Source organism: Achromobacter sp. T5-5, assembly GCF_055397965.1.
Window position 1 is genome coordinate 670593 of record NZ_AP027919.1, and the last position, 19450, is coordinate 690042.

The following is a 19450-nucleotide window of genomic DNA, read 5'->3' on the forward strand; positions in this document are numbered from 1 at the left end:
CGGCTAGGCATCCCGCCGCGCCTTCCTGTCCCTGCGGCCCAGCACCTTCACCCCCGCCGGCACGGGTTTGTCGCGGATGACGTCCCGCATGTATTGCAGGAACAGCTCGGAGCTTGCCGACAGCGACCGCAGGCGCCGCGTAATGAGGCAGACCTCTCGCGACAGCGGCGGCGAACCCAGCTCACGGAACACGAACGGACCCGGTGCTGCGCCAGGCGCCAGCGGCGGCACGATGGAGCTGGCCGCCAGCGCCGGCAGGATCGAATAGCGACCGCCGCCGCGCAGGATGGCATGCAATGACGACGTCCGGGATACCTCGTCGTGCTGCCGCTCGAAAAACCCCGGCTTCCCTGCGTGCTCGCGCAGATGTGCGCCAATGCCGGTGTCCTCGGTAAAGCCCACGTACTCGGCCGGATCCAAGTCTGCCCACTTCAGCGGACGCGCACCGTGCGCGTAGGCGTGCTGTGCATCGCAGATCACGCCATAACGGTCCGCGAAAAGCGGCGTGTAGACCAGTTCGTCGTACCCGTGATGCGGCGTAGAAATCGCAAAGTCGATGTCGCCGTTGACGATCATCTTCTCGACGAGCGCCGAGCCCGCATCATGCAGCGAGAAAGTGATTCGGGGATAGGCCTGCCGGAACGCGGCGATGGCGTCGCCCAGGAAGTAATTGGTGACCGAGGCCACCACCGCGATCCTGACATGCCCTTGCCGGCCTTGAGACAGCGATTCAAGGTCGCTCAGCGCGCCATCGAATTGGCTGAGGATGCGTTCGGCCTCTGCCTTGAAGCGGGCGGCTTCCGGGGTCATCGCCACGCGCCGCGTATTGCGGTCAAAGAGCTTGACGCCCACGGCGTCCTCGAATTGCCGGATCGTGGCGGTGAGCGATGACTGGGTCAGGAACAGCTGCGAGGCGGCCAGGGTGAACGAGCCCGTGTTGGCCACCGCCACGAAACAGCGGAAGTGGCGCAGGGTGATGTTGCGCTTCATCGTCACGCTCCAAAACGGCCTTGCGTTGATTTATTGGCGAAAACGAATAATAGGCAAAAACTAATAATTTGTAGCGCACAAACCGCGCTTCTAGAATTTCGTTCGGACCGGCGGGTCGGGGCGGCTGGTCATGCCGGCGACATCGCCCGCGACATCGCCCGCACCCATCGCGTTCCCAAGGAGCAAACCGAAATGAGCCGTGCAGGTCTGGCGCCGCTGCGCATCCTGATGTCCGAACAAGCGCTGGGCCGGATAGGCCACGCCATTGCCCACGCGCTGGGACGGCGAGCCTTCGAACCCGTCGTCGCGGCGCAGACGCGCGGCCATGAGCCCCGTGATGTGGACGTCGCGTTCATCTCACGCGACGTGACGGGGCTGTCGACCAAGCATCGCGTGCTCGAACCGCTGGAGGCCTTTTACGGCTCGTTGCGCCAGTCCCCGCGGCTGGCGTGGGTGCATGTCCATTCGGCGGGCGCCGACCGTCCCATCTTCGGCGAGCTCAAGGAACGGGGCGTGCGCGTGACCACCTCGTCTGGCGCCAATGCGCGGGTCGTGGCGCAGACCGCGCTGGCTGGCATCCTGGCGCTGGCGCGCGAGTTTCCGACCCTGTTCGAGGCGCAGCGCGCGCGGACCTGGACGCCCTTGATCGGCAGCCTGCTGCCGCGCGACCTGGCCGGGCAGACCGCCGTGATCGTGGGCTGGGGACCGATAGGCCGCGAGCTGGCGACCTATCTCCAGATGCTGGGCCTGACGGTCATTGCCGTGCGCAGCACCGCAGAGCCCGCGGCGGACGGCGTGGAAACCCACGCCTTCGAAGACCTGGCCCAGATCGCCGGCCGCGCGGACTGGCTGGTGCTGGCCTGCCCGCTCAGCGACCGCACGCGCGGCCTGCTGAATGCCCATGTGCTGTCGCGCATGGCGCCGCATGCCCGGCTGGTCAATGTGGCGCGCGGCGAGGTTGTCGACGAGCCCGATCTGATCGACGCCTTGCGCGCCAAGACCCTGGCCGGCGCCTACCTGGACGTCTTCGCGCACGAACCGCTGGATGACGCGTCGCCGCTGTGGGACCTGCCGAACGTCATCGTCACCCCGCATTCCGCCGGCCATTCGGACGGCAACGAAGCGCGCGTGGATCGCATCTTTCTGGATTACCTGCGCGAGTGGCGGCTGTGACCGCGCTACTTGTGAAGGCCGGACGTGGCGCAATACGGGCAATCGGTGGCGCACGCCTTGACTGACGTCGTGGCGCTGGCTTCCGGGCCATGAAAGCACTCGTGCGCCAGCCATTGGCTCAGGCGCTCGTAGCTTTCCATGTTGCTGCGCCAGTTCGGGGCGCACAGATAATAGCCAAGCGGACTTTCAAAGGTGCGATCGAATATGTCCACCAGTTGTCCGGTGGCCAGTTCCTTCTCGATCAGGCAGTGCGGCATCAGCGCCACGCCAAAGCCGGACGATGCCGCCTGGATAATCATCGAAAACAGATTGAAGCCGGGGCCGAAGCGCGCCCGGTCATAATCGCCCAGGTACGTCGAAAACCAGTATTCCCATGACAGCGGAATCTCGATGTGCTGCAGCAGCGTGCATTGCTTGATGTCTTCGAGGCTGCCGATGGGATGCTGTTCCAGGTATTCCCGCGAGCAGACCAGCCGGGTTTCGCGTCCGGTCAGGTATTTGGCGTCCCCGTCGTGCCAATCGCCGTAGCCATACTGGATAGAGGCATCGAAATCGAGTTCGGTGCTTTTGTAATCGGCGACGCTATAACGCACGAAGTTGATCGAGATATCCGGATTGACCTCGCGGAAGGTCTTCAGGCGCGGAAATAGCCACTGCGCCGCAAAGGTGGGCGCGGCGGAAACGTTCAGGGATTTTGCCGACTGCTGCGTCGCCATGACCTGCGAGGTGGCGCTTTCCAGCGTATGCAGGGCCGGGCGGATCAGGCTGAGGTATGTGGCGCCCATGCGCGTCAATTGCAGCCCGTTGGTGCCCCGGATGAACAGCGCATGCCCCAGATAGCTTTCCAGCGTGGCGATGTGCCGGCTGATGGCGCTTTGCGTGACGAACAGCTCCTTGCCCGCCTTCGAGAACGACAGATGCCGCGCCGCCGCGGAGAACGCATTCAACTCGGAAAGGGTGGGGCAGCGGCGTCTCATTAGAGGTATCAGGCGGAGGTATCAGGAGGGGGTATGAGTAATGCTCATAAGGCTGTTCGAATTTGTGTCGAACGCATAGGGGGAGACCCGGTATCGGACCCCCGAATTGTACCGGTAGAGTTCGGCATGCCGTCATTTCCAGGCGTTTTGAACTGTTTACGTGGTTGATTATGAAGCCGGTTGTCATCAAGAATTGCAGGATCCTCAATACCCGAACCTTGGCCCTCGAAAGCGCCGCGACCGTGCTGGTCGAGGACGGTCTGATCACCCGGATCGGCGGCGATGAGCCCGCCTCGGCGGATGCGCAGGTCGTGGACGCCAAGGGCATGACCTTGATGCCCGGCATGATCGACTGCCACGTGCACGTGGTGGCGTCGTCGTTCAACCTGGGCCGCGTCGCGGCCCTGCCCAACGCCCTGGCGCTGTTGCGCGCGCTGCCCATCATGCAGGGCATGCTGGACCGCGGCTTCACGTCGGTGCGCGATGCGGGCGGCGCGGATTGGGCGCTGGCCCAGGCCGTGCTGGACGGCACGGTCGACGGCCCGCGCCTCTTCTGCTCGGGCAAGGCCCTGTCCCAGACGGGCGGCCATGGCGACTTCCGCCAGCGCAACGACGAGCTCGACCCGTGCCCCTGCTCGGTCAAGATCGGCAACATCGGCCGTGTGGTCGACGGCGTGGACAATTGCCGCCTGGCCGTGCGCGAGGAAATCCTCAAGGGCGCCACGCAGATCAAGGTCATGGCCTCGGGCGGCGTGGCCTCGCCCAACGATCCGATCCAGAACCTGGGCTTCTCCGAGGCCGAGCTGATCGCCATCGTGGAAGAAGCCAGCAACGCCAGCACCTACGTCATGGCCCATGCATACACGCCCCGCGCCATCACGCGCGCCGTGCGTTGCGGCGTGCGCACCATCGAGCACGGCAACCTGGTCGACCGCGAGGCCGCGCAGGTGATGAAGGAACACGGCGCCTACATGGTGCCCACGCTGATCACTTACGAAGGCCTGGCCAACGACGGCGAGCGCTATGGCCTGCCGCTGGACTCCGTGAAAAAGATCGCCACCGTGCGCACGCAGGGCCTGACCGCGCTGGAGATCCTGGACGACGTCGGCGTGAAGATGGGCTACGGCAGCGACCTGCTGGGCGAAACCCACTACATGCAGTCCGACGAACTGGTGCTGCGCAGCCGCGTGCTGGGCAACGCCAAGGTCATCCAGCAGGCGACCCTGATCGGCGCCGAGATCCTCAACCAGCAGGGCCTCTTGGGCGAAGTGTGCGAAGGCGCCTACGCCGATCTGCTGCTGATCGACGGCAATCCGCTGGATGACATCGCGCTGCTCACCCAACCCGATTCGATCAAGCTGATCATGAATCGCGGCCTGCTGCACAAGAACGCCTGCTGACGTTCACTTTCTTCTTTACTCCGGAAATTCCCATCATGTATTCCGTATCCGACCGCCTGGAGCGGCTGCCCTTCAGCAGCTTCCACTTCCGGCTGCTGTTGATCGGCGGCCTCGGGCTTGCCTTTGAAGCCCTGGACGCCGGCATCATTGCCTTCATCATCCCCTCGCTGCGCACGCAGTGGGGCCTGACCACCGGCCAGATCGGCTGGATCGCCAGCAGCACCTACGTCGGCTTCCTCGTCGGCGCGCTGTTCTCCGGCATCCTGGGCGACCGCTACGGCCGCAAGAAGATCATGATGTGGGCCCTGCTGCTGTTCTGCGTGGCCACGTTCTTCAACGCGTTTGCGCGCAACTATCACGAGTTCTACATCCTGCGCATGATCGCCGGCATCGGCATGGGCGCCGAAGGCGCCATCATCGCGCCCTACCTGGCCGAATTCGTCAGCAGCAAGTACCGCGGCCGCTTCACGGGCGCGCTGGCGGGCTTTTTCTCGTTCGGCTTCGTGCTGTCGGCGCTGCTGGGCTACTTCATCGTCCCGATGAGCGATGACGGCTGGCGCTGGATCATGATCATCGCGTCGGTGCCCGTCATTTTCCTGCTGTGGTGGCGCAAGTCGCTGTTCGAATCGCCGCGCTGGCTCGAACACACCGGCCAGACCGTCGAAGCCAACCGCATCTGCGAAGCCATCGAAGCCGAAGTGCAGCAGAGCACCGGCCGTCCGCTGCCCAAGCCGGTCGCGACGCGCAAGGCCGCAGCGACCCCCGCCGACCAGCAGACCGCGATGGCCAAGCTGGCGTCGCTGTTCTCCCAGCAATACCTGGGCACGACCGTGCTGGTGTGGGTGTTCTGGATCACCGTGCTGTTCTGCTATTACGCCTTCCTGGTGTGGATCCCCAGCCTGCTGGTGGAACGCGGCTTCACGATCACCAAGAGCTTCTCGTACACCATCCTGATCTACCTGTCGCAGATCCCCGGCTACTTCTCGGCCGCCTACTTCAACGACCGGATCGGACGCAAGTACACCATCCTGGCCTACATGCTGCTGTCGTGCCTGTCCGCGCTGGGCCTGGCCCTGGCCAGCGGCGAGCACCAGATCATCATGCTGAGCATGCTGCTGTCCTTCGGCATGAACGGCGTCATCGCCGGCCAGTACACGTACACCGCCGAAATCTATCCCACGTCGATCCGCGCGACCGGCATGGGCGCGGCCTCGGCCTTCGCCCGCATCGGTTCGATCGCATCGCCGACCATCGTGGGCGTGGCGTATCCGGTGCTGGGCTTTGCCGGCGTGTTCGCCATGATGACCGCCATCCTGCTGGTCGGCGGGCTGGGCATCCTGTTCTACGGCAAGAACACGCGCGGCGTCGTGCTCGAGGAGATCAACGCATGACGGCGGCATCCGTCCTGGCGCTGGGCCCGCTGGCGGCCCATGCCCGCAAGCTGGGCCTGGCCGCAGATCGCCAGGCGCAGTGGAACGCGATCTCGGCATTGCTCGAAGCAGCCTTCGGCCACAAGCTGTTCACCGCGCTCGTCCACCTGGAAGCGCACCGTCTGATGAAGCGGCTGCATACGTCCGACGAAAGCATCAGTCCGCTGGGCGGCTTCAAGGCCACCGGCAACGGCCCGTGGTCGCGGCTGGTGCTGCAGGAAGGACGGATCTACGTGGCCAGCAACGAAGACGACGTGCGCACGGTGTTTTCCGAGGCCTCGATGCTGATCGAACGCGGGCTGCATTCGGCGCTCAATATCCCCGTGCGGCATGAGGGGCGGGTGATCGGCTCGCTCAACATGCTGGGCGCCCGCCATGCGTATGACAACGCCGACCACGACCTGGCCGCCGTGATCGGCGGACTGTGCGCCCCGGTCTTCATCGAAGAGATGCGGGCCGCGCAGGTAGCCGCCGAGGCCGTGGACCGGTCGGCGCTGGACAGCGTGTGATTGACTGAAAAGTGGTGCGCCGTCACAAGGCCGTGACGGCGTCTTGGGGGCCGCTCGATCGAGTGGCCCTTTTTTTTGCGCAGCCGGGGCTTATGCCGGGCGGGGGTTGCGGATCACCAGCGCCACGCCCGCCAGCGCCAGCGTCGACGCGATCACCAGCACGCCCGTCAACGGCTCGTCCAGAAACAGCGTTCCGCCAAATGCCGCCAGCACCGGCACGCTGAGCTGCACAGTGGCGGCGCGCGTCACGCTCAACTGTTTCAGCGCGGCATACCAGAGGATGTATCCCAGACCCGACGTCACCGCGCCGGACGCGATGGCGTAGGCGGCGCCTGTCGCGTCGAAGCGGGTATGCGACGCCGCCAACTGCGCGGCGAACAGCGCCAGCGCCACAGGCGTGGCGCGGATGAAATTGCCGGCGGTCGCCGCTGCCGGATTCTTCGTGCCGCGCCCGAGCAGCGAATACGCGCTCCACGCGACGCCCGACACGATCATCAGGAACCCGTAGAACAATGGCGGCGCGCCCATGCCGGGCAACATCAGGGCCACCAGGCCGGCGATTGCGAGGGTGATGCCCATGCCTTGCACCGGGGACAGCCGCTCGCCGATCAGGAAGCCATACAGGACCATGCTGATCTGGATCGCGCCGAACAGCAGCAGCGCGCCGGTCCCGGCAGGAATATGCGTATAGGCAAAAGAGAACGCCAGCGCATACGCAAACAGGGCCAGCGCGCCCGCCCAGGTGCCTTCGAGGCGCGAGCGGTCGCGGCGGGCGTGCAGCACCAGCCACAGCATCATGGCGCCGGACCCGATGCGCAGGGCGACAAAGGTCGTGGGATCGATGGCCGTCTGCGTAAGCGCAACCCGGCACAGCAGGGAATTGCCGGCAAAGGCCAGCATGGCGAAGAGGGTCAGGGCGAAAAGGCGCAATGTCATGGCGCGGGCCTTCCAATGACCGCTGCGAGGCGCCTGCCGGCGCCGGTTACCGCACGGCCACGGCGGCCTCGCGGAACCGCTGCACCAGCGGGGAACCGTCTTCGGAACGATACGCCAGCAGGACCTGGCTTTGGGCGTCCGGCGTGTCCAGTTCACGATAGGCCACGCCGGGGATGCCCGTCTTCATGTAGGTATCCGGCAGGATGGAAATGCCCATGCCCGCCGCCACCAGACCGATGATGGTCGCGCCTTCGCGCGCCTCCTGGTCCACCTGCGGCGCAAAGCCCGCGCGGCTGGCCAGCACGCCGACGTGGTCGAACAGGCCGCAGCCCAGTCCGCGGGGAAACAGGATGAAGGACTCGTCCGCCAGGTCCGTCATGGACAGCGGCGCGCTGCGGCGCGCCAACGGATGCGATTGCGGCAGGGCGGCCATCAGGCGGTCGGTCCAGAGCGGCACCGTTGCGATGTTTGGCGGCGCAACGAACAGGATCGACGGCCGCAGAAATCCCACGTCGATGTCCTTGGCCGCCAGCGCGCGCAATTGCTGGCCGGTGGACTGGTGGCTCAGGTCCACGCCCACGCCGGGAAAGTCCGTGCGGAACGCGTGAACGATGCGGGGAAATGCCTCGAACATCGGCACCGACGCGGTGAATGCCACGCGGATTTCGCCGGTTTCGCCCAGCGCCGATTGCCGCACGACTTCGCCGGCCCGTTCCAGGTGGGCCAGCGCCCGGCGCGCCTGCTCCAGGAACAGCGCGCCGGCCTGTGTCAGTTCCACGCTGCGGCTCGTGCGCGTCAGCAGGGGCGACCCCAGTTCTTCCTCCAGGGCCTTGATCTGCAGGCTGAGCGGCGGCTGGCTGACGTGCAGCCGGCGGGCGGCCTGGCTGAAGCTCAGTTCCTCGGCGACGGCGACGAAGTAGCGCAGTTGGCGGAAATCCATATCGATTTGGAAAGCAAATAGATCGTCATGAAAAACGGTATTGGACGATATGAGTGTACTCCGCGCATCATGCCGCCATACCAACACCGATAACTAGACAGACAGGAGACATTCATGAAGGCTTTCGTCCCGTCGCGGCCCCGCCGCGCCCTGGTCACCGCCGCGGGTCTGGGCGCGCTGCTCGCCGCCGCCGCGCTGGCGCCGCTGCCGGCCGCCGCCCAGGCCGCCTTTCCCGACAAGCCGGTCCGCATCGTCGTGCCGTACGCCGCGGGCGGCGGCGTGGACATCGTCACCCGCCTCGTCAGCCAGAAAATGGGCGAGGCCCTGAAGCAGACCATCATCGTCGACAACCGTCCCGGCGCGGCCACCAACATTGGCATGGACATGGTTGCCCGTGCCCAGGCCGACGGCTACACACTGCTGACGGCCTCCAACACACTGGCCGCCAACGGCGCCCTGTTCTCCAAACTGACGTTCGATCCCGCCCACGATTTCACGCCGGTCGGCGCGATCGGCTACGCGCCGCTGGCCGTGGTGGTGCCCATCCAATCGCCGTTCAAGACCTTGAAGGACCTGACCGACTACGGCCGCGCGAATCCCGACAAGCTGACCTATGCGTCGGCGGGCAACGGCAGCTCGGGCCACCTGGCCAGCGAACTGCTCAAGCGCGAAAGCGGCATGAAGGCGCTGCACGTGCCCTACAAGGGCGGCTCGCCGGCGGTCACGGACCTGTTGGGACAGCGCATCTCCTTCATGTCCATCAACCCGCTCGAAGTCGTCTCGCACGTCAAGGCGGGCAAGCTGCGCGCCTTGGCCGTGCTGGACGACGAACCGGCCGCCATGCTGCCCGAGGTGCCCACGGTGGTCTCGCAGGGCTTGCCGGGCGCGATGGCGACGGTGTGGTGGGGCCTGATCGGTCCCAAGGATCTGCCGCCCGAGGTCACGGCCAAGCTCAACGCCGCGCTGCAGGCCGCACTGAAGGACCCCGACGTCAAAAAGCGCTTTGGCGAAATGGGCGCGGTCGTCACGCCGGGCACGGACAAGCAGTTCGGCGCGTTCGTCGCGGCGGAAACCACCAAATGGACCAAGGTCATCCAGGACGCGGGCATCAAGGCGGACTAGACGCGCCCGCGCCGGCACGGCGCCGCGCGGCGGCGCGTGCCGGCTTTCATGCATAGAGGAATTGAAATGGAACGGCAAAAGAACGGGCTGGTCGTCAGCGCACACTCCGCGGATTTCGTCTGGCGCGCGGGCGGCGCCATCGCCCTGTACGCCAAGCGCGGCTGGAAAATGACCGTGGTGTGCCTGTCGTTCGGCGAGCGCGGCGAATCCGCCAAGCTGTGGAAGCAGCCCGGCATGACGCTGGAAAAAGTGAAGGCAGACCGCCGCGACGAAGCGCGCCTTGCGGCCGGCATCCTGGGCGCCGACATCCGCTTCATGGATTGCGGCGACTATCCGCTGCGCGTGTCGGACGAGGCACTCTTTGAACTGGTCGACGTCTATCGCGAGCTGCAACCGGAATTCGTGCTGACCCACTCGCAAAAGGACCCCTACAACTTCGACCACCCGCTGGCCACGCACGTCGCGCAGGAAGCCCGCGTGATCGCGCAGGCGCACGGCCACCATCCCGAACAGGCGGTATTGGGCGCACCGCCCGTGTTCCTGTTCGAGCCGCATCAGCCCGAACAATGCGAATGGAAGCCCGAGGTCCTGCTGGACATCTCCGAGGTCTGGGACCAGAAGCGCCGCGCCTTCGAAACCATGGCCGCGCAGGAACACCTGTGGGAGTACTACACGCGCGTCGCCCTGCAGCGCGGCGTCCAGGCCTCGCGCAACTCGAACTTGAAGATCCAGTACGCCGAAGGCTACCAGCGCGTGTTTCCCCAAGTCACCGGGGAACTGGCATGAGCGTCGCCGTCAGGAACATCGCGCGCGCCGACAGCGCGGTCATCGCGCGTCTGGCGTCGGCCGGCGTCGCGACCGCGCACGAAGCCCAGCAGCGCACGGGGCTGTTGCAGCCCTACCTGCGCCCCATCTACGCCGGCGCGGCCATCGCCGGCAGCGCCGTCACCGTCCTGGCCCAGCCGGGCGACAACTGGATGCTGCACGTCGCCATTGAACTCTGCCGGCCTGGGGATATCGTGGTGGTGGCCTGCGCGTCTTCCAGCGAAGACGGCATGTTCGGCGAACTGCTGGCCACCTCGATGCGCGCGCGCGGCGTGCAGGGGCTGGTCATCGACGCCGGCTGCCGCGACGTCGCGGCGCTGAAGGACTTGCCGTTTCCGGTGTGGTCCAAGTGCGTATCGGCCAAGGGCACGGTCAAGGCCACCCCGGGGTCGGTGAACGTACCGGTGGTGTGCGCGGGCGCGCTGGTGCAGCCGGGCGACGTCGTGATCGCCGACGACGACGGTGTGTGCATCGTGCCGCGTGCCCGGGCGGCGGAAGTTGCCGACGGGTGCGACGCGCGGCTGGTCAACGAGGCGGCCAAGCGCAAGCGGCTGGCGGCTGGGGAATTGGGGTTGGATATCTACGGGATGCGCGAGAAGCTGGCGGCGGCGGGGCTGGTTTATGTGGACAGCTCCGGCGCCTAGACCGCAGCCGCGTCTTGCTCAGTATCGGACGGCGCCTATTTCCTTATGGGGGCTTTCAGGCATTCTGTTTCGAGACCCAGCCAATTCCGGGAACCCGGCTCATGGCGTATGGAAAAGTCGTCGTCCGGTGTGGGAGGCAGGGAGCGTAATGCGTCGTTGGCGATACGTAGCGCTGTTCTCATGGCTGATCCTGGGCAGCCTATTGCTCGGGCGCCATTGGGCCGGTCATCCTTCTGCGTGGAATCCGGTGCCAGATTGGTTCTGGAAGGCGCTGGCGGCGCGCTTGACCTTTGGCTGTTGCGAAGGCGCGGCTGACGTCGAATTTTATGTTCTGTGGGGCGCTGCATTCATCTTGATTGCCCTGTTCACGACAGTGGTCTGGATCGCGGCAGTTAGTCTGCGTAGACGTATGTATCAGTAGCGCTCTGGGGCTGTTTGCCGTCAGCGCTGCCCCTGCGCATCCACCGGCCCCGTCACCGTGATGATCAACGGCACACCGTTGATTTCCCGGGGCAGGTGCGCTGCGACGTTGGCGTCCGTTACGCCCACGGCGAGCGCTTCTTCACCCGGGCGCCCCGTGGTGACGCCCACCGAGACCACGCCCGGCGTGGCGAGCAGCCTCGCCTCTGCACTGGCCAGTGTCTGCCCTGCCGCGCTGCGCGATTGCGCTTCGGGGGGGGCGTATTCGACAGGGCCGGCGCCGGAGAAATCAGGTCCTGGTTTTGGTATGTCGCTCATGGCTCCAACTCCTCGTGTTTCGATAAAGCGGGTAAATCGGCCGCCCCGGTGAGGGACAGGGCGGCCGGAACCTCGATCAGGGCAGCAGCCTGATGTTCAGTGCGGAAAACACGGACGCGATCGGATTGGCGAACGTCGTGCCGCCGCCGCCCGCGAACAGCAGCGCGACGGGCCGCACGCCGGAAGCCCAATGCCAGATCAGCGATCCGGAATCGCCGCCCGCCGAGAACGGATTGGCGTTCACCGACTGGATGGCGATCTGGTTGCGGAACAGCGCCACGCGGCCGCCGCCGTAGTTCACGTTAACCGACACGCCGATCTGTGTCACGCGGCCCTGAGTGAGCCCCGTGGTGCGGCCGCTCTTGCCGACGATCATGCCGAGCGAGGCGGCCAACGCCGCCGTGCCGGTGCGGTAATACGCGGCGCTGCCGCCCGACAGGTAGTACTGCTCGCCGCGGATGCGCTCGTGCCAGGCCCAGCCGAAGGCCGCGTCCACGAAATTCGCGGCGCCGCCGAAGTTGATCGGCACCCAGCGCGCCAGCACGGCAATCTGGTCCCCCGGATGGCGCCCGCCATCCGCCGTGCCTGGCTGGATGATGCTGTCGTTCACGCTGGCAACGTTGGAATTGGCCAGCACGTGGTTGTTACTGAGGATCAGGTGCCGATTGGTCCACGGCGCCGTCAGGCCGATCGCCCGGCTTCCGAGCGTACCTGCCGTGACATTCACGTGTCCCACCGACACCCCGCCCGGCGCCGGACGATGCCGCGCGCGGTGCGAATAAGCGTCCACGACGCCCACCGGCACCTGCTGCACCGGCACGGTCGACAGCGAGCGCGTGCCGGCCGCCTGCGCCACCTGGCCAAGCACCGCCTCCTGCGGCATGGCGCTTTCGGTAAAGATAGTCAGCACAGGCTCACCGGGGCCGCCCGCGCCAAACGTGACGTTGGTCGGGTCCGGCAAACCTATCCCGACACCGACGATGCCTTCGGACGAAGGGGTTTCGGAGAAGGTCCGGAATTCGCCGGACGCGGTCAGCAACTGCGCTTCGATCGCATCTCGCAACGCCAGCAGGTCGTCCGACACGCCTGCCTCGGCAAAAACGGCTTGTTGTTCCGCCTCTTGGCTCAGCGCTTCGAGCCCGGCGGCGTTAGAGTCCGGGTTCTCGGGCGCCCCGGAAGCGGACTTGCCGGTGGCCGGCCCGCCTTCGTCTTCTTCGCCCGGGTTGTCCACCCGTGGGGTGTTGTTGTTCTTTCCTGACATGACAGTGTCCTCCAACTATATGAGTAAGCGTTAGATAGAACCGTGCAGAACTTCCATTAGGTCATTAGTCGCCCCGCGGCTTTTCGAGCCGCGCCTGGCGCTTGAAGCCCGGTTTGCACTGCCACTGCGGCGGGCGGCCAATTGGGTGTAAAGGACCTTTCGATTGCTCCTTGAGGTTGATGGCCGATCTGGCCAGATAAAAGCAGCCCCTCTCCGCAAGCGAACCTTGCGGTTGGCAGTCTGCGGATCGGGGCTGGAGAGGAATGTCGCGGGGGCGCCCGGAGGGTGATGACAGGCTGGGTGCGGCGCTGCCGGAGCGTCCTGCCGACGTGTCCCCAGTCAAGCGCGGGGTGGCCGGCAGGGCAGGTAACCACGCCCGGCAGCCCGCGCGAGGGGCGGCTTGCCTGGCATGGGAAGCGACTGGATTTCGAAGCGGACTAGGCCTTTTGGGCGTTGATGCGAGCCATTATTTGGCTGCGTTCAGCGCTTGGGTATGGGCAACTTTTGGTATGGACAAGAAGGTTGAAGGAGGTGGATGAGATCCGGATGAGGGCCGGCGTTACGGTGTTCCCCCACGTCATCCAGATATACCCCGTAGAAAAAGGGGATCGCCAGGGGGCCGCGCAATGAACAAGACCTACGCATCACGCGGCGTGCGAACCGAACGCCTGCAATCGGCGCGAGAGGTGTTCCGAGTGCCGATCTGGCTGGGCATCGCGTCGGTTGTCGGGCTGGTGTCGGCGCTGTTGGGGGACGGGGTGTGGGATGGGGTGTCTTGGGCCGCGATTCTGATGCCGGTGGTGGCGGTGTGGTGGGCTTGGCGGCGGGGGGGATAGGAGCGTCGACGAGACATCCTGGCTTGCGCGCTTGTCAACATTTCGGACGATGCTGATATTGCCAGCGCGGCATCTTCGCTAGATTGCGGACTTTGATGGGTAGCGAAGGGGTGAGTGCCTTTATGCTCCTTGGCCCGGCAAACGCACCGTACGACCTCATTGGAAACAGTTGTTCAACCAACGTCGCCGATGTGTTGGAAATGGTTGGCGTATTGGCGCACGACCCGAGGTTTAAGTGGGATGCGGCCGCAACGACGGCCGTAAGTCCGAAAGAGGTTCTGATCATTGTGTCGCGGTCCCCGCGCATGAGACAGCGAAACGTTACCCGAAGACGAAATGAAACCCTTGGTGGCTGCCTTGGCAATAATTGGAGTCTTGCTCGGTGCATGTTCAGATGCCCCGACGGGAAGGTGGAAAGTCATCGCACCCGTTGATGTGTATGCAGACAACGATGATGTCGCGCCCGTCGTCTTTCAATTGCAGCCGGGTGACTTCTGTGCGCTGGGCGATGCATGGAGCTACCAAAAGGTTTACCGGTTCAAGCGGGTTTCTTGCGCAAATGGGGAGGGCTGGGTGTCCACAGACAGCCAGTTTGTGCAAAGCCCAGAGCTGCCGCCATAAGTCTGAAGCGCCCGCCGGTCGAGCCGCGTCGGCGCACCTGAGCATGGATCTACCCTGTCAACCGCACCTGCACAGGCGCAAACCCCGCGCGCCGCTTCCAGGTGAGCAGGCCTTCTCCGCCATGTTCCAGCGCCCCATACCAAATGGCGCGTGCGCCGTGAGCCGGCGGCGTGTCGGCATCCAGCAGCCATTGCGCGATGTGCGCATGCATCAGCAGCATGACGCCGTCAGCCAGAAAATCGCGGTGTCCCATCAGGTCCAGATAGTGGACCAGTTCGCCCGCGCGCGCGAGCTTGGTGTAGGCCACCAGCCGCTCGGGCGTCTCAAGAGGCCCGTTGCGATGGCCGGGCGTGTCGATGAAGACGCCCCACCAGATAGTCCAATGGGTATCGCAGGCGGGCGGTTTCCAAGGTTGGAGCTCTAGCGCTTGCCGGCCGATATGTTCGGGCCGCAATAGCCAGCGCGCCAGCACCGGACCGCCACTGCGCACCGCCATCGATGTCTTGATGGCGTGCACGTCATGGACGTGGTTGGCCAGCGCGAAAGGCCGCACGCGATATCCCATGCGCCCGGCGCGGCGGATTTTCGTCATGTTGCGCGAAGACAGGCCTCGCAACTGTTGTTCCAGTCCCTTTGCATCACCGCAGGCCTGCAGGTCCAGCATCATCGGCGTAGCGCCGCGGCCAAGCGCGTGCATGTCATAGCGCTGCGCCACGCGCCGCATGCGCGTCAGCGCCTGCGCGGAACCCGATCCCGATGCCCGGCCTGCCTCCAGGTCGAGCGTCATCGACGCCGGAGTGCCTCCCCACAAGTGCAAGCGCGCCGATTTACGGCGCCGCACCAGGATGGGATCCAGCACCCCATAGTAAATACGCATCAAAAAGGCGATCGCGTTCATTCGGGTCCGCGTTGAGAGGGCAAAACCCGAGGAGTGTAAGTGAATATGGGGTTGGGGAGCTACGCCGCCACGAAACGCGCCGGTTGTGGCCATGCCGTCGGTGCACATCCTCGCGGTACCTGCCGGTATCGCTGCGGAATACGACTAGCCCTGGCCCCAACCGGCACGTGCGCCGATCAACGCTTGCGCGCGGTCAGCCAATCGATGGGCTGGAGCGCCCGGTCGACGATACGCACTTCACCGATGCTGCCAAAGAAGCCATCGGCACGTGCGCCGTCCCACGAACCCGCGCCGATGATCCACGGCATGTTTGCCGCAAGCGTCGCCAGTCCGGGGGCGTCGGAGGTGTTGCGCAGCACGGGCGCGCCTTCCACGTAGAGAATGGTCTCGTGCGTGGTGTCGTCGTTCACGACGGCAACGTGCATCCACTTGTCAGGGATGATCTCGCCAGACCAGTTGGCCTTGGCGCCGCGCGTTCCAGCGGTATCGGGCACCACTTCCCATTGGATCTCGCGCAGGCTCGACACCGCGAACAGCAACGGCGGCGACTCCGGGTCTCCCCCGGAAAAGCCCGGCAGGTCGCCGCGCTTGCCGTCGCGCGTCATGATGTTCATCCACGCATGCTTGGACGCGACCCAATCGCGGTCGATCTTGATGAACGCTTCCACCGTGTAGCCGTTGGGCGCGGTCTGGCCATTGATGACGGCCGCGGCGTCCGTGGCGAAGTAGCTCATCCGCGCCGTGTTCTTGTCGGTGTTCAGAAAGCGCACCGAACCGGGAGCGGCCGAAAGGTAATGGTGATCGTCGGACCACACAACGTCGCCCAATTGCGCACCGGCCACGCCATCGATGTTCAAGGGCGCGCGGCGCATGGGGTTCATGCCGGTGCGGTCGGCGATCAACTCGCCCACGGGGACAGGCTGACCATCGGCGCCGCCAAAGAAGCGCCAGTGCGCCAGCGTGCCCGAGACCTGCGGGTAGTCTTCACTGTCGGCGGCAGGCTTTTGCTCCGCGGCAACCGGATCCGTGTAGTTCGCAAGAATCAACGCGCGCGCCTGATCGATCAGCGCGGTATGCGAGGGCGTGGCCGCCTTGAATTCCTTGTTGAAGCCGCCAAAGCGCTTGGCGAAATCCATCTTGATGGTGAACTGCTCATTGGCGGCCGTCAGGATGGCCTGGTCGAACGTGTTCAGCGTTTCCTTCGGCTTTTGCGGCACCCAGGGCGAAAACGACAGCACCCGGATCTCATTGTTGGTGAGGTCGAATTCGTAAAGGCGCATCAGGCCGTTGCCGCCCTGGTAAGCCATCTGGTAGTCCACCACCATTTCCTCGACGGCGTTGCCGAACGCATTCGTCTTGGTCAGGTGCGCGGCGCCGTGATAGTGCCCGTTGAGCGTCATGAAGATCTGATCGTTGTCGCGGATCAGCTTGTCCCACAGCATCAGCCCGTAAGGCACTTCAAGCGGCGTGACGCCGTCTTTATCGATGTTCAGCAGTTGGTGGTTGACCAGGATGACCGGCAACGAGGGATTCGCGCGGATGACCTGATTGGCCCACGTCAGCGCGTCATCGGAAATGCGCCACGACAACGACAACACCATGAACTTCTGGCCTTCGGCTTCGAACACGTGGTACTCGTGAAAGCCACTGGGATCGCGGCCGCCAAAAGTGGCTTGCTGCTTGGCGCGATCGGCGCTGAAGGTCTGCAGATACGGCTCGGCGGCCAGATTGCGCTGGGCATCCGTGGCGCTGGCCTGACTGCTGGCGTCGACGTAGTCGCGGTCCAGGATCACGTCGTGGTTGCCGGCCAGGATCGAGTACGGCACCTTGGCGTCTTCCAGAATCGCCATCGCCGCGTCGGCCACCTTCCACTGATCGGGCTTGCCCTGCTGGTCGACCACATCGCCCAGGTGGACCAGGAACGGAATGCTGAGCGACTTGGCATGGTCCGCCACCCATTGCGTCTGCGCCTTGTACGGCTCGCTGCCGTACTTGCGCATGAACTGCTGGTTCTCGGCGTCCGTCGCATAGCGGGAGTAGAACTGCGTGTCGGGCAGTACGGCGACGGCGAAGCTGGAAACGTTGACGGGCTGCGGTTGCGGTTCGGGCTGGGGTTGGGGTTGCTGTCCGGGCGTCTCGGGCGTCGAGGTGTCATCGTCGTCGTCGCTGGAGCAGGCCGACAGCAGGAGCGAACCGCCTACTGGCAGCAGCGTGGCGCCGAAGCCGGCCTTGAGCAGACTGCGCCGCCGCGGATCTGTGGCGGCCGGCAGTGTCGAAGGGGTGTTGGCAATATCGAGTTTGCCGTCTTGCTTGTCTTGCTTGTCTTGCTTGTCGTGCGCCATCTGTGTCGCCCTGTGGGAAAAGCGGGAAGCTTAGGAAGGGCGGGTGACGGGATGATGAATGTTCAGGTGTTGGGGAGATGACCATTCAAATATGGTCATGGCCGCGGGCGAAGATTGCCGCCCTGCAGCCGATGCCGTGCGTGGCCGTGACGGCGAGCGCGGTCTTGATGTCTTTGGCAATACCGGGTGCACGAAGCACCGTCTCAGACGCCGCTGATAGGCTGGGGACGATAGTCCTTGAATGATGGGTGATTCTGCTTTCGTAAGGTCGCCCCAATGCCGGACTATTCAGCCGCTCTAGATGCTGAGCCCTCATATGTGTGGGACGGAGCTTCCCCACTTTCACCCGCCCATTTTCAATTCTTTCCGCCCAGCGTGCCTGAAGGGGCGCAGCCCATTCACGATGAGGCCCTGGACGCGATCATTGGGTATCGAATAGGCTTTGGCGGCGTATTTCGGACCTACGATCTTTCGGGGGAGCTGCAATCCATTGACGAATTGCCCCTGGAAGCGCCGCTGATCGACCCCCTGGATGCGGTCGTTCTAGCGGGAACAGCGTGGAAGCTAGGGTCCAGGCTGGTTCGAGGGGCCGTGCTGGCGCGAGCGGGTGTAACTGTTAGCCAAACAGTCTTGATACCCTTGCGGGCGAAATATTTTGCGCTGGCAAGAAGAGATCTGCGCTTCATGGCTGCTCCGCCGGCCAATATGAAAAAAGCAGAACGATTTGTTCCCGTGCACATACTCAGGCTGGCAATTTTGCATGGCAAGCGTACGCCTGATCCAAAAGGAACTGCTGGATTTTTTATGTACAGGATCAAGGTCATGTTTCGAGGAAAGCCATACGAGTTGGAGGTCTTGCTTTATGAACGTGAATACACCATTGTGCATTTCTTGTACGAGCAAATAAAAAAATGAGCTCTGTCACGATCACCCCTCTTCATACTATTTCGCCAGCTCGAGTGGAGGTCATCTGGGAAACCTCCAGCCAGAATCTATGCTGCACGATTGAGTATCCTGAGAAGGTGCGCGTAGACCAAGAATCGACCGCGCTACGCGATTTTCTGGATGCGAAATGGCCGCTCCCGCGCCCTCGCCGCATGATTGTCGGTGGTGAGTTTTCCATGGTCCTCGATTCAGAGGGGCGTCTTCACGACTTCGATATCCGCACTGACTTAACACAGCGGTTTCTTCAGCCCATCGCCCAAGGCGATGCCGGTTATATGGAGCCATATATTCAGGCCGCCTTCGACGATGGTGGCGACGCGGAATGCTCCCCCATTGAAGAAGCGCTGTATGACCCAGCCCAAGGCATTGTCTGTCTCAGTTGGGGGGGGGCTGACCGCTGGTGCAACATCGCGCCGACGTTGGCGCTAGGACTCGCAGCCGATGGAAAGCTCATGAAGATTCAACTAAGCGAGTTTTGGCCGCGAGTGCCGAATGCCCGGTCGTAAAGCGGATAGTGTCGGCTGAAGTGCAAACATCTATCCAAAAGCGAAATGAGAGTCCTGCCGGCCATTCTGGTAATCGTGGTGGCCCTCTGTGGCTGTTCGGATGAGCCCAAAGGGCGATGGAGGGCTAATGCGCCAATTGACGTCTACGCTGAAGATACCGATGGCGCCCCGGTAGCTTTTGTCCTTCAGCCAGGAGACATTTGTGCGCTAGGCGATAAGTGGAGCGTCGATAAGGCATTCGGGTTCAAGCGCGTTTCATGCAATAGAGGGGATGGATGGATAGGTATTGACAGCTATTTTGAGCAGATATCCGACGCGCCCTGAAGATATGCAAGAAAAATCTGTATTGACCCAGTG

General features: G+C 64.2%; 19 protein-coding genes. 11 read left to right on the forward strand and 8 right to left on the reverse strand.

All coding sequences use genetic code 11. The features are described 5' to 3' along the window. Positions 1 to 3: 3 nt before the first annotated feature. Positions 4 to 990: a LysR family transcriptional regulator gene (locus ACZ50Q_RS03090; RefSeq protein WP_464080505.1), complete on the reverse strand. Its 987-nt coding sequence runs from the start codon at positions 988 to 990 to the stop codon at positions 4 to 6. Positions 991 to 1182: 192 nt separating this feature from the next. Here ACZ50Q_RS03090 and ACZ50Q_RS03095 point away from each other — a divergent pair, with 192 nt between their 5' ends. Then, a complete protein-coding gene (locus tag ACZ50Q_RS03095) occupies positions 1183 to 2163 on the forward strand; it encodes a D-2-hydroxyacid dehydrogenase (RefSeq protein ID WP_464080506.1) in 981 nt (326 codons plus the stop codon). Positions 2164 to 2168: 5 nt separating this feature from the next. On the opposite strand, the gene ACZ50Q_RS03100 is transcribed toward ACZ50Q_RS03095, so the two are convergent. Continuing rightward, positions 2169 to 3110: a LysR substrate-binding domain-containing protein gene (locus ACZ50Q_RS03100; protein ID WP_464081944.1), complete on the reverse strand. Its 942-nt coding sequence runs from the start codon at positions 3108 to 3110 to the stop codon at positions 2169 to 2171. 200 nt (positions 3111 to 3310) lie between these two features. On the opposite strand from ACZ50Q_RS03100, the gene ACZ50Q_RS03105 reads away from it, so the two are divergent. From ACZ50Q_RS03105 to ACZ50Q_RS03115, 3 genes are read left to right on the forward strand one after another with little or no spacing between them, the layout of a single operon-like run. Then, positions 3311 to 4540 carry a metal-dependent hydrolase family protein gene (locus tag ACZ50Q_RS03105; protein ID WP_464080507.1) on the forward strand — a complete coding sequence of 410 codons (1230 nt, stop codon included), beginning with the start codon at positions 3311 to 3313 and terminating at the stop codon, positions 4538 to 4540. Positions 4541 to 4575: 35 nt separating this feature from the next. After that, on the forward strand, positions 4576 to 5931 hold the full coding sequence (locus tag ACZ50Q_RS03110) for an MFS transporter (RefSeq protein ID WP_464080508.1): 1356 nt from the start codon (positions 4576 to 4578) through the stop codon (positions 5929 to 5931). Continuing rightward, positions 5928 to 6479, forward strand: a complete 552-nt coding sequence (locus ACZ50Q_RS03115) for a GAF domain-containing protein (protein ID WP_464080509.1) — start codon at positions 5928 to 5930, stop codon at positions 6477 to 6479. Before ACZ50Q_RS03110 ends, ACZ50Q_RS03115 begins: the two co-directional genes overlap by 4 nt. 90 nt (positions 6480 to 6569) lie before the next feature. Here ACZ50Q_RS03115 and ACZ50Q_RS03120 read toward each other — a convergent pair whose 3' ends face one another. Together ACZ50Q_RS03120 and ACZ50Q_RS03125 are read right to left on the reverse strand one after the other, a co-directional pair. Further along, positions 6570 to 7415 (reverse strand): DMT family transporter, encoded by an 846-nt coding sequence (locus tag ACZ50Q_RS03120; RefSeq protein ID WP_464080510.1) that lies wholly within the window; start codon positions 7413 to 7415, stop codon positions 6570 to 6572. Between the two features lie 46 nt (positions 7416 to 7461). After that, complete coding sequence (locus ACZ50Q_RS03125; RefSeq protein ID WP_464080511.1) at positions 7462 to 8355, reverse strand: LysR family transcriptional regulator; 894 nt, start codon at positions 8353 to 8355, stop codon at positions 7462 to 7464. Positions 8356 to 8469: 114 nt separating this feature from the next. Here ACZ50Q_RS03125 and ACZ50Q_RS03130 point away from each other — a divergent pair, with 114 nt between their 5' ends. The 3 genes from ACZ50Q_RS03130 to ACZ50Q_RS03140 all read left to right on the forward strand — a co-directional run bounded on the left by ACZ50Q_RS03130 (position 8470) and on the right by ACZ50Q_RS03140 (position 10946). Beyond that, positions 8470 to 9477 carry a tripartite tricarboxylate transporter substrate binding protein gene (locus tag ACZ50Q_RS03130; protein WP_464080512.1) on the forward strand — a complete coding sequence of 336 codons (1008 nt, stop codon included), beginning with the start codon at positions 8470 to 8472 and terminating at the stop codon, positions 9475 to 9477. A gap of 66 nt (positions 9478 to 9543) precedes the next feature. Next, the gene (locus ACZ50Q_RS03135; protein WP_464080513.1) at positions 9544 to 10263 is read left to right on the forward strand and encodes a PIG-L deacetylase family protein; all 720 of its coding nucleotides are present in this window, start codon (positions 9544 to 9546) and stop codon (positions 10261 to 10263) included. Then, positions 10260 to 10946 (forward strand): 4-carboxy-4-hydroxy-2-oxoadipate aldolase/oxaloacetate decarboxylase, encoded by a 687-nt coding sequence (locus ACZ50Q_RS03140; protein ID WP_464080514.1) that lies wholly within the window; start codon positions 10260 to 10262, stop codon positions 10944 to 10946. The genes ACZ50Q_RS03135 and ACZ50Q_RS03140 overlap by 4 nt, the downstream gene beginning before the upstream one ends. A 441-nt stretch (positions 10947 to 11387) precedes the next feature. On the opposite strand, the gene ACZ50Q_RS03145 is transcribed toward ACZ50Q_RS03140, so the two are convergent. Then, on the reverse strand, positions 11388 to 11684 hold the full coding sequence (locus ACZ50Q_RS03145; protein ID WP_092581540.1) for a hypothetical protein: 297 nt from the start codon (positions 11682 to 11684) through the stop codon (positions 11388 to 11390). A 76-nt stretch (positions 11685 to 11760) separates the two neighbouring features. After that, positions 11761 to 12945, reverse strand: a complete 1185-nt coding sequence (locus ACZ50Q_RS03150; protein ID WP_464080515.1) for a chymotrypsin family serine protease — start codon at positions 12943 to 12945, stop codon at positions 11761 to 11763. A gap of 626 nt (positions 12946 to 13571) precedes the next feature. Here ACZ50Q_RS03150 and ACZ50Q_RS03155 point away from each other — a divergent pair. Further along, on the forward strand, positions 13572 to 13781 hold the full coding sequence (locus ACZ50Q_RS03155) for a hypothetical protein (RefSeq protein WP_464080516.1): 210 nt from the start codon (positions 13572 to 13574) through the stop codon (positions 13779 to 13781). A gap of 336 nt (positions 13782 to 14117) precedes the next feature. Then, positions 14118 to 14402, forward strand: coding sequence for a hypothetical protein (locus ACZ50Q_RS03160; RefSeq protein WP_464080517.1), 285 nt, complete (start codon positions 14118 to 14120; stop codon positions 14400 to 14402). A gap of 49 nt (positions 14403 to 14451) precedes the next feature. Here the strand turns inward: ACZ50Q_RS03160 and ACZ50Q_RS03165 are convergent, their stop codons facing one another. Next, the gene (locus tag ACZ50Q_RS03165; RefSeq protein ID WP_464080518.1) at positions 14452 to 15279 is read right to left on the reverse strand and encodes a hypothetical protein; all 828 of its coding nucleotides are present in this window, start codon (positions 15277 to 15279) and stop codon (positions 14452 to 14454) included. Positions 15280 to 15476: 197 nt separating this feature from the next. Beyond that, the gene (locus ACZ50Q_RS03170) at positions 15477 to 17642 is read right to left on the reverse strand and encodes a laminin G domain-containing metallophosphoesterase family protein (protein ID WP_464080519.1); all 2166 of its coding nucleotides are present in this window, start codon (positions 17640 to 17642) and stop codon (positions 15477 to 15479) included. Between the two features lie 276 nt (positions 17643 to 17918). Here ACZ50Q_RS03170 and ACZ50Q_RS03175 point away from each other — a divergent pair, with 276 nt between their 5' ends. Together ACZ50Q_RS03175 and ACZ50Q_RS03180 are read left to right on the forward strand one after the other, a co-directional pair. After that, the gene (locus ACZ50Q_RS03175; protein ID WP_464080520.1) at positions 17919 to 18557 is read left to right on the forward strand and encodes a hypothetical protein; all 639 of its coding nucleotides are present in this window, start codon (positions 17919 to 17921) and stop codon (positions 18555 to 18557) included. Beyond that, the gene (locus ACZ50Q_RS03180) at positions 18554 to 19093 is read left to right on the forward strand and encodes a hypothetical protein (RefSeq protein ID WP_464080521.1); all 540 of its coding nucleotides are present in this window, start codon (positions 18554 to 18556) and stop codon (positions 19091 to 19093) included. The genes ACZ50Q_RS03175 and ACZ50Q_RS03180 overlap by 4 nt, the downstream gene beginning before the upstream one ends. The last annotated feature ends 357 nt before the right edge of the window (positions 19094 to 19450 follow it).